This is a genomic window from uncultured Friedmanniella sp. (assembly GCF_964244005.1).
In the GTDB taxonomy this organism is placed as follows: Bacteria; Actinomycetota; Actinomycetes; order Propionibacteriales; family Propionibacteriaceae; genus Microlunatus.
On record NZ_CAXTHG010000022.1, the window covers coordinates 71,949 to 84,206 of the forward strand.

Here is a 12,258-nt window from a genome sequence, read left to right on the forward strand (position 1 = left end):
AGGCCAGCGGACCGGCCGAGGCTCAATCTAGCCGACCGGGGGGTCCGCGGGACCGTCGCCGGGTCGCTCCAGCGTGGTCCGCAACCCGTCGGGGACGGGCGCTCCGCTCAGCAGCCCGGCCTGGACGGCGGCGGCCGCCGCGCGGACGAGGACGGCCCGTTCGGGCTGCTGCGTCGCGGCCGCCAGCTGCGCCACCTCCGCGAACTCGGGGGTGGCACTGAGGACGCGGCCGTCGCGGGAGGCCACCTTCACCGCCACCAGGTCGGCATCCACGGCCACGTCGAACCAGCCGCGCTGCAGCGTCGTCCGTTCCCAGGACGATCGGCGGACGCCCAGGGTGGTGGTCTGGGTCAGCACCAGGTCGGCCAGCCGGTCGGCGTCCTCGGGCCGGGCGAGCACCGCGAGGGTGTGGGCCGGGCGCCCCTTCTTCATCACGATCGGGACCAGCCAGGCGTCCAGCGCACCCGCCGCCAGCAGCGCGGTGAGCACGCCCGGCCACAGCCGCGGATCGAGGTCGTCGACGTTGGCCTCCAGCACCGTCACCGTGTCTCTGGTCGGCGTCATCGGAGCCGGGGCCGCGAGCTCGCCGATCAGCACCCGGGTCAGGTTCGCGCGGTCCGGGTCGTCCTTGGTGCCGGCACCGGAACCCGAGGCCTGCAGCAGCAGCGGCGGCAGGTCCTCGCACCGTTCGCTCAGGGCCACCACCAACGCCATCCCCGTCGGGGTGGCGAGCTCACCGCGACCGCCGGCGACGACCCGCCAGCCGGCCGCGAGCCGTACCACCGCCGGTACCGGGACACCGATGTCGCCGTGGGCGGTACGGATCCGGCCCGACCCCACGGCCACCGGGCCGGCGCTGAGCGAGTCGACCTCGAGCAGGTGCAGGGCCGCGCAGACCCCGACCACATCGGCGATCGAGTCGAGTGCGCCGACCTCGTGGAAGTGCACGTCGGCCACCGCGATGCCGTGCACCGCCGCCTCGGCCTCGGCCAGCTGGTTGAAGGTCCGGCGGGCCCGGTCGCGGACCGCGTCAGGCAGGTCGGCGGCCTCGAGCATCGCCTCGATGTCGCTCCAGTGCCGCTCGGGCTGGTCGTCGGTCAGCACCTCGACCTCGACCTTGGTGCCGCGCTGGCCGGCCCGCAGCACGGGGTCGGCGGTGAGCCGGACCGCACCCGGGATGACGGCCTCGACGCTGCGCTGGACGGCCGCCAGCTCGGCGCCGGCGTCCACGAGCGCCCCGAGCAGCATGTCGCCGGCCACGCCGGCCGAAGCGTCGATCCAGAGGTGCCGGGTCACGGAGCCTCGGTGGGCTCGGGGGCCGGCTCTGGGGTCGGTGCCGCGATCTGCGCGGCCAGGTGGCCGGCGCCGTAGCCGTTGTCGATGTTGACCACGCCCACGCCCGGGGCGCAGGCGTTCAGCATGGTCAGCAGCGCGGCCACCCCCTCGAACGCGGCACCGTAGCCGACCGAGGTGGGCAGGGCCACGACGGGTGCACTGACCAGGCCGGCCACCACGCCCGGGAGGGCACCGTCCATCCCGGCGGCGACCACGATCACCCGGGCCCGGCGCAGCAGCTCGAGCCGGCCGAGGATGCGGTGCAGCCCGGCCACGCCGACGTCGACCACCAGCTCGACCTCGCGGCCCAGGTACTGCGCGGTCAGCAGCGCCTCGCGAGCGACCGGCAGGTCCGACGTGCCGGCCGACACGACCACCACGAGCCCGCCGGTCGGCGTCGGCGGGACGGGCGGCCAGGCCAGCAGCCGCGCGCTCTCGTCGTACGCGGCGTCGGGCAGCTCGGCCAGGACAGCCGCAGCGTGCTCGGCGTGGGCGCGGGTGAACAGGGACACCTGGGCGGCGTCCCGGACGGCCGCGGCGATCAGCCGGACCTGGTCCGGGCTCTTGCCGGCACAGTAGACCGCCTCGGGATAGCCGCGGCGGGCCGCGCGGTCGAGGTCGAGGGTGGCGACGGCGTCGAGGGCGCCCAGATCCGGCTCGGTCACGAACAGCTCGGCGTTCAGCGGGTGACCAGGGGCAGGGTGAACGCCCCGGACTGGATGCCCCCGAGGTCGAGGGTGACGAACCGAAAGCCGGCCGACCGGACGGCGCTCAGCACCAGTCCCCGCAGGGGTTCGGTCACCGCCCGGGGCAGGTCCTCGGCTACGAGCTCGAGCCGGGCCACGTCGCCGTGGTGGCGCACCCGCAGGTCGGTGAAGCCGAGGGCGCGGACGGCCGTCTCGGCCCGGTCGATCTGAGCGAGCTTTTCCGGCGTCACCGGTTCGTGGTGCGGGATCCGCGACGCCAGGCAGGGGGCCGCGGGCTTGTCGGCGACGCTCAAGCCCAGCGCGCGGGCCAGTCGGCGGACGTCGTCCTTAGCCAGTCCCAGCGTGGCCAGCGGCCGCAGGACGGCGTGGCTGGTGGCGGCGAGCGAGCCGGGCCGGTCGGGCCGCAGCGCGTCGTCGGCGTTCTCCCCGTACGCGACGGCGTCCAGCCCTTCGGCGGCCAGCACCTCCTCGTCGATCCGGGCGAACAGCTCGTCCTTGCAGAAGAAGCAGCGGTCCGGCCCGTTCGCCTGGTACTCCGGCCGGTCACCCTCGTACGTGGCCACCTCGACGACGCGAACGCCGATGCTCCCCGCGACCGCGTGGGCGTCCGTGCGTTCGCTCGCGGCCAGGCTGGGGGAGACGCCGAGCAGGGCGACCACCTGGCTGGGCCCCAGCACCCGCGCGGCCAGCGCCAGCAACAAAGACGAGTCGACCCCGCCCGAGAACGCGACGCCGAGCCGGCGTACGTCGGTGAGCTGCTCGGCGAGGTCGTCGAGCACCTCGTCGAGTGCGGACTCCACGGGCCTTGCGGTTGCGCTCACTTCTTTCCTCTCGTCGAGGTCACGCTAGCCGAGGCCGCCCGGTGGACGGATCTCCCCGGAGCCGCGCACCACCAGCTGGGAGGGCACCACCAGTGTCGAGGCCGGTGAGGTGTCACCGTCGAGCCGGGCGAAGACCCGCTCGGCGGCCAGCGTGCCCATCTGGATCGGGTCCTGCGCGATCACGGTCACCGCCGGGTCGACGAGATCGGCGAGCAGCAGGTCGTCGAAGCCGACCAGCGCGACCTCGTGCTGCAGCCCGAGATCGTGCAGGGCGCGCAGGGCGCCGACGGTGATCAGGTTCTGCGAGGCGAAGATCGCCGTCGGCGGCTCCGCCAGCGCCATCAGCTCGCGGACAGCCGCTTCGGCCCTGGCCTGGGAGGTGAGGTCGTCGACGTGCAGGGGCTGCCGGTCACCGGTCCGCTCATCGCCGTCGGTACCCGCCGCCATGCCGTCAGCGAAGGCCCGCCGGCGTTCACGCGAGGTGCTGATGGCCAGCTCGTCAGCCAGGTGGGCGATCCGGCGGTGGCCGTGCTCGAGCAGGTGCCGGGTCGCGGTGGCCGACGCCTCGTAGTTGTCGGTGAGCACGGCGTCGGCGGCCAACCCGACCGGCGGCCGGTCGATGAAGACGATCGGCGTCCCCTGTTCCTGCTCGCTCCTCAGATAGCCGTGGTCGGGACTGATCGTGGTGAGGACGAGGCCGTCGACGCGGCGTCGGGCGAAGGCGTCGATCAGGGACCGCTCCACGGCCGGGTCGTCGTGGAAGCTGGCGGCGAAGACGGCCGTTCCCCGCGCGGCCGCCACGCTCTCGACCGCGCGGTTGACCGCCGCCGAGAAGGGGTTGTCCACCGCGTCCAGGAGCAGTCCGAGCGTCCCGGTCCGCTGGTTGATCCGGCGTAGCGCTCCCGCGCCCTGGTTCGGCTGGAAGTTGAGCGCGACGACGGCGTGCTGTACCCGTTCACGCATCGGAGCCGATACGTTGGCCTCGTTGTTGATCACCCGGGAGACCGTCTTGATCCCGACGCCGGCAAGGGCTGCCACATCGCGGATGGTGGCGCGCGCGCGGACGGGGCCAGGTGTGGCTGACAACAGGGTTCCCTTCCGACACCAGCACCCTACAACGACGACGACGCTGCCGTTTCCGCGTGGTCGGGGTCCTGCGGTGGCTGCTGAGACCACCACGCCCGCCGCAGTGGCCGCGGTGCGCCGGCCGGGCGCCTGACATCATCTCTCGCGTGGACAAGGTGATGAGCTGGACGGATCTGGTCGGCCGAGCACGGGCGCTGGCGTCGGGGCCGCGGCGGCTGCTGGGCATCACGGGGGCGCCGGGAGCGGGCAAGTCGACCGTGGCTCGGCTGCTGGTCGAAGAGCTCGGGCCTGAGCGGGCGCGACTGGTGGGGATGGACGGCTTCCACTTCGCGAGCGCCGAGCTCCGCCGGCAGGGCACCCTCGACCGCAAGGGCGCCCCGCACACCTTCGACGTCGGCGGGTACGTCGCCCTGCTGCGCCGGTTGCGGTCGTCGGAGGAGCCCGTGGTCTACGTCCCCGAGTTCGACCGCGACCTCGAGGAGTCCGTCGGCTCAGCGGTTCCGGTGCCCGCCGAGGTGCCCCTGGTCGTGACGGAGGGTAACTATCTGCTGCTGCGCGACCTCGGCTGGGAGGCGGTGCGGCCGCTGCTCGACCAGTGCTGGTTCGTCGAGCCGGGGGAGGACGTGCGGTTGTCCCGGCTCGTCGCCCGCCACCAGCGGCACGGCCGCAGCCTGGAGGAGTCAGTCCAGCGCAGCCACGGCTCGGACCAGCAGAACGCCGACGTCATCAACGCCACCCGACCGCTGGCCGACCTGGTCTACCGCAGCTCCTGAGACACGAGGTCAGGTGACCGGGCGGTTGCGATAGCGGCCGACGAGCTCGCGGGCGGCCACCTGCATCCGTAGCGGCGGCAGACCCTGGGCGATCTGGCTCAGGTCGTCCACCACCATGTCGCCGATCGAGGCGAAGGCGGCGGGGATACCGCCGGCGCGGTGACCGGAGAAGACCAGGCCCTCCAACGAGCGGGCCGGGTGGTCGGCCGGTACGGGCTCTTCGGGCCACACGTCCACGCCGGCGAGGAAGCGGCCCTCGGCGATCCCGGCCAGCAGGGCGTCGTAGTCGACGACGGCCGCCCGGCTCACCAGCACCAGCCGGGCCCCGGGCGGCACCAGGGCGAGCTCGGCGGGCCCGAGCAGGTGCTCGCTCTCGGCGGTCACCGTGGCCAGGACGAAGAGGAACTGGCTCGTCCGCAGCGTCTCGGCCAGCGTGGCGGGCAGCACGCCCTGCTCGGCCAGGTAGCGCTCCGGCAGCCAGGGGTCGAAGACCCGCAGCTCGGGCGCGAACGGCAGCAACAACCGGTGCAGAGCCCGGCCGAGGTTGCCGTAGCCCAGCAGACCCATCGACGCGCCCCGCAGCAGGACCGCGTCGGCGTTGCCGTCGGAGACGTAACGCTCCTCACCCCGGCGGAACGCACGGTCCTCCCGGCTGATCCCTCGGGCCAGGTCCAGAGCCAGACCGAGGGCGTGCTCGGCCACCGCCGGCGCGTACGCGGGGCCACAGCCGAGCACGTAGACGCCTTGGCTGTAGCAGCGTTCGTAGTCGACGTTGGGGAAGAAGTTGCCCTCGACGTTGCAGATCGCCCGCAGCCGGGGGGCCCGGCTGAGCCGCTCCTGGTCCAGCGTCGGCTGGCCGATCACCGCGAAGGCCTCCGGCAGGGCCGCGTCCAGCGCTTCCGGCCGGTCGTCCTGCTCGAGGTCGACCACGCGGAAGCGGCGGTGCAGGTCCGCCAGTCGTTCGGCGCTGAAGATGCGCGCCGTCGTCTGGGGCGCGGGCGCCAGGATGACCGTCGGGCGGTCGTCGCTGCTGGGCACGTGGTGTTCCTCTCGGGTGGGGTTACCCGGCGGGGCCGGGTGGTCGACGGGGCGGGGAACGGAGGTCAGTGCGAGCAGCCGCAGGAGTCCCGGTGGACGAAGGTCGTCGTCAGGGTGAGCCGACGGGTGGCGCGGTTCGGGCTGAGAATGCGCGAGACGGCGAAGTCGACCGCCTGCTCCCCGATCTGGGTGGTGGGTTGGGCGATGACGGTGAGTCGCGGATGGAACAGGTCGGCCCACTCGAGGTCGTCGTACGCGACCAGCGCGAGGTCGCGGGGGATCTCCAGGCCGAGGTCCCGCGCCGCCCGCATGGCTCCGAGCGTGGCCCGGTTGTTGCCGGTGACCACCGCCGTGGGCAACCGCCTGCCGGTCATCAACCGCCGCATCGCCTCCTCGGAGTCGTGGTCGGTGCCGTGCCCGGACAGGATGCTGTTGCGGGTCAGCCGGATCCCACGGCGCTCGGCGGCGCTGCGAAAGCCCTCGATCCGTTCCTCGGTGGTGCTGATCCCGGGCATCCCGCTGATCATGGCGATCCTGGTGTGGCCGATGTCGCTCAGGTGGTCGACCAGCTGACCGACCGAGGCGACGTTCTCCGAGGCGACCTGGTCGATCTCGGCGTCCACCTTGCGGTCGAGAAGCACCACCGGGACGCGCTGCACCCGGGCGTGGCCCAGCGCGGCGACGGGGTTGGCCGAGGGCGCGAGCAGGATGGCCTGCACCCCGTGGTCGACCAGCTCGGTGACCGCACGGAGCTCGGTGGTGACGTCGTCGTGGGTGTCGAAGACCAGCAGCGAGTAGCCGACGCGGGTGGCGGTCCGCTCGATGCCGTGCAGCAGCTCGTTGAAGGACGGGTTGGAGATGGCCGAGGTGGCGACGCCGAGGATCCGGTTCTGGGCGGCTGGCCCCGGCGCCGCCCGGTAGCCGACCTCCCCGATCGCCGAGAGCACCGCCACCTCGGTCTCGTGCCGCACCGGACGTGTCCGGTTGATGACGTGGGACACCGTCGTCACCGACACCCCGCTGAGGCGGGCGATGTCGGCCATCGTCGCCGTCCGGCGGCTGCGGGCTGCCACTCAGCAGTCCCTGGCGGCACGGGTTGCGCGGCTGCGCGACATGATCGCGAACCCTCAGTAGACGGTGTAGCCGCCGTCGACCACCAGCACTGACCCGGTCACGAACGAGGCGGCGTCGCTGGCGAGGAACACCACGCTGCCGGCCACCTCCGCGGGCATCGCGTAGCGCTGCTGCGGGCTGTCCTCGATCCACTGCCGACGGAACTTCGGGTCATCGACCGGGGACATCTCGGTCTTGATGTAGCCGGGGGCGACGGCGTTGACCCGGATCCCCTCAGACGCCCACTCCGCGGCCAGCGACTTGGTCAGCTGGTGCACGGCAGCCTTCGAGGCGTTGTAGGCCGGCTGGTTCTGCGGGCGGTTGACGATCATGCCCGAGATGGAGCCGATGTTGACGATCGAGCCGCCGCGGCCCCGCATCTGCTCACCGACCGCCCGGCTGCACTTCCACAGCGCCCGGACGTTCAGGGTGAAGACGGCGTCCCACTCCTCGTCCGGTACGTCCCAGGAGTCGCCGTGGAAGCAGATGCCGGCGTTGTTGACCAGGATGTCGATGCGGCCGAGCCGGTCAACCGTCTCGGCCACCATCCGCGTCACGTCGGCGTCGCTGGTGATGTCGGCCGTCAGCGCCTGCACGGCCAGTCCGTCGGCGGTCAGCTCCGCGACGACGGTGTCGTTCAGCGCTTCGTCGCGGCTGGCGATCATCACTGACGCGCCGGCCTCGGCCAGCCCCCGGGCGAAGGCGTGCCCGAGGCCGCGGTTGCCGCCGGTGACCAGGGCCGTCCGGCCAGCGAGTGAGAACGTCTGCAGGATGGTCACCTGACGGCCACGATCGTCTTCAGGCTGCCGGGCTGGAGGTCGGCGTTCAGGGCGCTCTCCACCTCGGTCAGCGGGAACCGGCCGGTCACCAGCGGGTCGAGCGCGATCTGGCCGGAAGCCACCAGGTGCGCGCCGATCGGCCAGGTGTCGGTGTACCGGAAGACTCCCGTCACGTTCAGCTCGCGGTTCATGATGGTCGGGATCGGCAGCGAGACGGTGTCCGAACCCGTCCCCACCAGCACCACGGTGCCGGCTCCGCGGACCGACTCGAGTCCGGCGACGATCGCGGCCGGTACGCCGCAGGCGTCGATGAAGCAGTCGACCTCCAGCGAACGGGAGTCATCAGTCGCCGGGTCCAGCGTGTCGGTGGCGCCGAACTTCTTGGCCATGGCGCGCCGGTCCGCCACCGGGTCGGAGACGATGATCTCGGCGGCGCCGAACGCCCGGGCGGCCTGGGCGGTGATGACCCCGATCGGCCCACCACCGGCGATCAGCACCCGGGACCCGGGCACGATGCGGCCCTTGCGTGCGGCAGCGATTCCGACCGAGAGGGGCTCGAGCAGGGCGGCCGCCTCGTCGCTGATCGCGTCGGGCACCGGGTGGGCGAAGTCCTCCTCGATCACGACGTACTCGCAGAAGGCGCCGTCGATCGGCGGGGTGGCGTAGAACTCCATGAACGGGCAGAGGTTGTAGCGACCGGCCTTGCACTGGCTGCAGCGACGGCACGGCTTCTGCGGCTCGATCGCGACCCGCTGGCCGGTACGTTCGGGGTCCACGCCCTCGCCGACGGCGACGATCCGGCCGGACAGCTCGTGGCCGAGGACGAGGGGCGCGTTGACCACGAACGGGCCGATCCGGCCGTCGCGGTAGTAGTGGACGTCGGAGCCGCAGACCCCGACCTTGGCGACCTCCACCAGCACCTGGTCACGCTTGGGCACGGGAACGGGACGTTCCTCCATGCCGAGCGAGTTCTGTCCCAGGAGGACGCTGACCTGCATGCTGTTGGCGATGGTCGTGGCGGTCATGGTGTCACCCTCCGTCGGGACGCGCACCCATGCTGGTCGCATCCGGCAGGCGCAGGGCCGACATCGCACCTGGCGACGTCGGCTCGCCGACCAGGAGCCGCGTCGTTGAGTTGGGGTGCAGCCTGCCATCGCGCAAGTCGTTGCGCAAGTACTTTGCGACACGCCGAGAGAGTTGAGCGCCATTGGTGCGCTGGGGCTGCGCTTTTGGGCCAACCGCTGTTATGTTCCCTGTCACGCCTCTTCGGGGCGCGCCAGACACATCGGAGTGGTCGTGGGTAGCACCATGCGTTGCCGTGTGTGTCTCGACGACCAGTCACCCGTGTGCCGTGGCCCAAGCGCTGCGCACCCGAAACCAGAGGAATCACTCATGCGTAAACCCCAGGGCCTCCGTCGATGGTTGGTGGCGCCGCTCGCGCTCACGGCCAGCCTGACCTTCGTGCTGACCGCCTGCGGCGGCGGCGGCGGGGACAACAACGCTGGCGGCGGTGAGACCGTCGGTGCTACGGACAAGGTCGCCGTCACGTTGATCACCAAGGACTCGACCAACCCCTTCTGGATCGCCATGCAGAACGGCGCGAAGGCCTCGGCGGCCAAGCAGCAGAACGTCAGCATCACCATCGCCGCCGGCAAGAAGGACGGGGACGAGGACGGCCAGGTGCAGGCCATCGAGCAGTCCATCGCCCGCGGTGACCAGGGCATCCTGATCACCCCGAACGGCCCCGGCGTCAACCCGGCGATCAAGAAGGCCCGCGAGGCCGGCCTGTTCGTGATCGCCCTCGACACCCCGCCGGACCCGGCTGACACCGTCGACATCACCTTCGCGACGAACAACCGCGAGGCCGGCCAGCTGATCGGCAAGTGGACCGCCGCTGAGCTCGGCGGCAAGAAGGCCGTGATCGCGATGCTGGACGCCTTCAACGACAAGATCATCACCGTGGACGTCAACCGCGACCAGGGCTTCCTCGAGGGCATGGGCATCGACGTCGCCGACGGGACCACGAAGGGTGACGAGGCCAAGACCGGCTCCTACACCGGCGGCAAGGGCGGCGACTACACGATCGTCTGCAACGAGCCCTCCGGCGCTAACGTCGACGGCGGCAAGACCGCCATGGAGACCTGCCTGACCAAGAACCCCGACATCAACGTCGTCTACTCGATCAACGAGCCGGCCGGTGAGGGCGCGTCCAAGGCGCTGAAGGCGGCCAACAACGACGCGATCGTCGTCTCGGTCGACGGTGGCTGCCAGGGCGTCGACGACGTCAAGCAGGGCATCTTCGGCGCGACCGCCCAGCAGTACCCGGTGAAGATGGCCGAGCTCGGCGTCGACGCCATCGTCAAGATCGCCCGCGGTGGGGAGAAGCCTGTGCCCAGCGACGGCCTCGACTTCTTCAGCACCGGGGTCGAGCTGGTGACCGACAAGCCGGTCGACGGCCTGAAGAGCATCACCACCACCGAGAGTGAGAAGGTCTGCTGGGGCACCAAGTCCTAGCTCGGCCACCACTCGTTGACGGTTCCGCCGGCACCACGCCGGCGGGACCGCCGTCCGGGTCTTTCCCCCGCTGGACACCACCAGCAGACCGACCTCAACCCGCTCGACCAGCACCGTCGCCGACGAGCTGCTGGAGGGGCAACGGGAAGGAACAGATGTGAGCACCACCGAGCAGGCGGCGATCAACCAGCCCGGCATCCCTGACCGGGCACCGGCCAACGCCGCAGAGCAGTTCGCCAAGCGACGCCGGTCGCCCCTCCAACGCGTGCAGCACGTGCTGCACGCCCATCCGTGGATCAGTCCCCTGATGGTGTTGATCGTCTCGTTCGTGATCTTCACCATCATCAAGCCGCGGTTCGCCGAGCCGCGGACCCTCTCGCTGGTCATCCAGCAGGTGGCGGTGATCGCGGCCCTCGCGATCGGCCAGACCGTGGTCATCCTGACCGCGGGGATCGACCTCTCCGTCGGCGCCATCTCCATCCTGGCCATGCTCGTCGCCGCCAACCTGGCCAAGGGCGACGGCATCCCCGGGGTGGCGGCAATTCTGGTAGGCGTCCTGGTAGGAGCTGCGGCCGGAGCCCTGAACGGCTTGCTAGTGACCAGGCTCCGATTACCACCGTTCATCGTCACCCTGGGTACGCTCAGCATCTTCACCGCCATCGCCCTGCTGTACTCCAAGGGACAAAGTGTGCAGAGCACAGCTTTGCCGGACGCCCTGAACTGGACAGGCACGATCATCCCGCTCGGCCAGTTCCGGATCACCGTCGGGGTGGTGATCGTAGCGGTGCTGGCCCTGGTCACCGCCTTCGCGCTCAGCCAGACCGCCTGGGGGCGGCACGTCTACGCGGTCGGCGACGACATCGAAGCGTCCCGGCTGGTCGGTATCCGGGTGGACCGGGTGCTGCTCAGCGTCTACGCGGTGGCTGGCGTCATCTACGGCATCACGGCCTGGGTGCTGATCGGCCGGGCCGGTACGGCCAGCCCGAACGCCATCGTCGACGCCAACCTGGAGAGCATCACCGCCGTGGTGATCGGTGGCACCAGCCTCTTCGGTGGACGTGGCGCCATCATCGGCACCGTGCTGGGAGCCCTCATCGTCGTGTCGTTCCGCTTCGGCCTCTCGCTGGCCGGCGTGGACGACCAGTGGCGAGTCCTCGCCGTCGGCGTGCTGATCATCGTCGCGGTCTCCATCGACCAGTGGATCCGGAAGGTCAAGGCCTAGCCATGAGCACAGCTGTGCAGAACGAGACGGCCGGTCCGCGGCACGACCTCAAGCCCATTCTGTCGGCCCGGGGTCTGATCAAGACCTACGGGCGGGTGGTCGGGCTCGACGGCGTCGACCTCGACCTCTACCCTGGCGAGGTCCTCGCCATCATCGGCGACAACGGCGCCGGGAAGTCCACCCTCGTGAAGGCGCTGACGGGCGCGGTCATCCCGGACTCCGGTGAGGTCACCCTCGACGGCCACCCGGTGAACTTCAAGTCGCCCCAGGACGCCCGGGCCGCCGGGATCGAGACGGTCTACCAGACTCTCGCGGTCGCGCCGGCCCTCGACATCTCGGCCAACATGTTCCTCGGCCGGGAACGGCGTCGGCCGGGCGTCCTCGGCTCGGTGTTCCGGATGCTCGACAAGAAGGGCATGAAGGCCGACGCCGGCCAGTCGATGGCCAACCTCGGCATCGCCACTGTCCAGAACATGGACCAGGCGGTGGAGACTCTCTCGGGTGGTCAGCGGCAGGCGGTGGCGGTGGCCCGCGCGGCGACGTTCGCGTCCAAGTTCGTCGTCCTCGACGAGCCGACCGCGGCGCTCGGGGTCAAGGAGACGGGTCAGGTGCTCAACCTGATCCGCCAGATCAAGGCGCGCGGCCTGCCCGTGATCCTGATCAGCCACAACATGCCGAACGTCTTCGAGGTGGCCGACCGGATCCACATCGCCCGGCTGGGCGGCTGTGCCGGCATCATCACCCCGCAGTCGCACACCCCCACGGAGGCGGTCGCGATCATGACCGGCGCCACCACCCTCGAACGGGGTTAGCCGCAATACCGTTCAGTTAGGGTCGGCCGATGGTGTAGGTTGGCGGGCTCTGGGGCTG

Annotated in this window: 12 protein-coding genes; 4 read left to right on the forward strand and 8 right to left on the reverse strand. The window is 71.2% G+C overall.

The features are described from left to right. Nucleotides 1-27: 27 nt before the first annotated feature. From larC to ACFE76_RS14475, 4 genes are read right to left on the reverse strand one after another with little or no spacing between them, the layout of a single operon-like run. Complete coding sequence (gene larC / locus ACFE76_RS14460; protein WP_375432462.1) at nucleotides 28-1,296, reverse strand: nickel pincer cofactor biosynthesis protein LarC; 1,269 nt, start codon at nucleotides 1,294-1,296, stop codon at nucleotides 28-30. Continuing rightward, complete coding sequence (gene larB, locus ACFE76_RS14465) at nucleotides 1,293-2,000, reverse strand: nickel pincer cofactor biosynthesis protein LarB (RefSeq protein WP_375432463.1); 708 nt, start codon at nucleotides 1,998-2,000, stop codon at nucleotides 1,293-1,295. The genes larC and larB overlap by 4 nt, the downstream gene beginning before the upstream one ends. 14 nt (nucleotides 2,001-2,014) lie before the next feature. Then, nucleotides 2,015-2,863, reverse strand: coding sequence for an ATP-dependent sacrificial sulfur transferase LarE (gene larE, locus ACFE76_RS14470; RefSeq protein WP_375432464.1), 849 nt, complete (start codon nucleotides 2,861-2,863; stop codon nucleotides 2,015-2,017). A 24-nt stretch (nucleotides 2,864-2,887) separates the two neighbouring features. Further along, complete coding sequence (locus ACFE76_RS14475; RefSeq protein ID WP_375432465.1) at nucleotides 2,888-3,901, reverse strand: LacI family DNA-binding transcriptional regulator; 1,014 nt, start codon at nucleotides 3,899-3,901, stop codon at nucleotides 2,888-2,890. Nucleotides 3,902-4,095: 194 nt separating this feature from the next. On the opposite strand from ACFE76_RS14475, the gene ACFE76_RS14480 reads away from it, so the two are divergent. Further along, nucleotides 4,096-4,722 (forward strand): nucleoside/nucleotide kinase family protein, encoded by a 627-nt coding sequence (locus tag ACFE76_RS14480; protein ID WP_375432466.1) that lies wholly within the window; start codon nucleotides 4,096-4,098, stop codon nucleotides 4,720-4,722. A 9-nt stretch (nucleotides 4,723-4,731) separates the two neighbouring features. On the opposite strand, the gene ACFE76_RS14485 is transcribed toward ACFE76_RS14480, so the two are convergent. The 4 genes from ACFE76_RS14485 to ACFE76_RS14500 form a co-directional block, all read right to left on the reverse strand. Further along, on the reverse strand, nucleotides 4,732-5,760 hold the full coding sequence (locus ACFE76_RS14485) for an NAD(P)-dependent oxidoreductase (RefSeq protein WP_375432467.1): 1,029 nt from the start codon (nucleotides 5,758-5,760) through the stop codon (nucleotides 4,732-4,734). 65 nt (nucleotides 5,761-5,825) lie between these two features. Continuing rightward, on the reverse strand, nucleotides 5,826-6,833 hold the full coding sequence (locus ACFE76_RS14490) for a LacI family DNA-binding transcriptional regulator (protein ID WP_375432468.1): 1,008 nt from the start codon (nucleotides 6,831-6,833) through the stop codon (nucleotides 5,826-5,828). Nucleotides 6,834-6,887: 54 nt separating this feature from the next. Then, nucleotides 6,888-7,652 carry an SDR family NAD(P)-dependent oxidoreductase gene (locus ACFE76_RS14495; RefSeq protein ID WP_375432469.1) on the reverse strand — a complete coding sequence of 255 codons (765 nt, stop codon included), beginning with the start codon at nucleotides 7,650-7,652 and terminating at the stop codon, nucleotides 6,888-6,890. After that, nucleotides 7,649-8,677 carry an NAD(P)-dependent alcohol dehydrogenase gene (locus tag ACFE76_RS14500; RefSeq protein WP_375432470.1) on the reverse strand — a complete coding sequence of 343 codons (1,029 nt, stop codon included), beginning with the start codon at nucleotides 8,675-8,677 and terminating at the stop codon, nucleotides 7,649-7,651. The genes ACFE76_RS14495 and ACFE76_RS14500 overlap by 4 nt, the downstream gene beginning before the upstream one ends. A 367-nt stretch (nucleotides 8,678-9,044) precedes the next feature. On the opposite strand from ACFE76_RS14500, the gene ACFE76_RS14505 reads away from it, so the two are divergent. From ACFE76_RS14505 to ACFE76_RS14515, 3 genes are all read left to right on the forward strand, one after another. Then, nucleotides 9,045-10,166: a substrate-binding domain-containing protein gene (locus ACFE76_RS14505; protein WP_375432471.1), complete on the forward strand. Its 1,122-nt coding sequence runs from the start codon at nucleotides 9,045-9,047 to the stop codon at nucleotides 10,164-10,166. 157 nt (nucleotides 10,167-10,323) lie between these two features. Further along, nucleotides 10,324-11,388: an ABC transporter permease gene (locus tag ACFE76_RS14510; RefSeq protein ID WP_375432472.1), complete on the forward strand. Its 1,065-nt coding sequence runs from the start codon at nucleotides 10,324-10,326 to the stop codon at nucleotides 11,386-11,388. A 2-nt stretch (nucleotides 11,389-11,390) separates the two neighbouring features. After that, nucleotides 11,391-12,200 carry an ATP-binding cassette domain-containing protein gene (locus tag ACFE76_RS14515; protein ID WP_375432473.1) on the forward strand — a complete coding sequence of 270 codons (810 nt, stop codon included), beginning with the start codon at nucleotides 11,391-11,393 and terminating at the stop codon, nucleotides 12,198-12,200. Nucleotides 12,201-12,258 lie beyond the last annotated feature (58 nt).

Coding starts and splice junctions, on each gene's coding strand:
- ACFE76_RS14500 (WP_375432470.1), bottom strand. CDS start 8,677: ATGACCGCCACGACCATCGCCAACAGCATGCAGGTCAGCGTCCTCCTG.
- ACFE76_RS14505 (WP_375432471.1), top strand. CDS start 9,045: ATGCGTAAACCCCAGGGCCTCCGTCGATGGTTGGTGGCGCCGCTCGCG.
- ACFE76_RS14515 (WP_375432473.1), top strand. CDS start 11,391: ATGAGCACAGCTGTGCAGAACGAGACGGCCGGTCCGCGGCACGACCTC.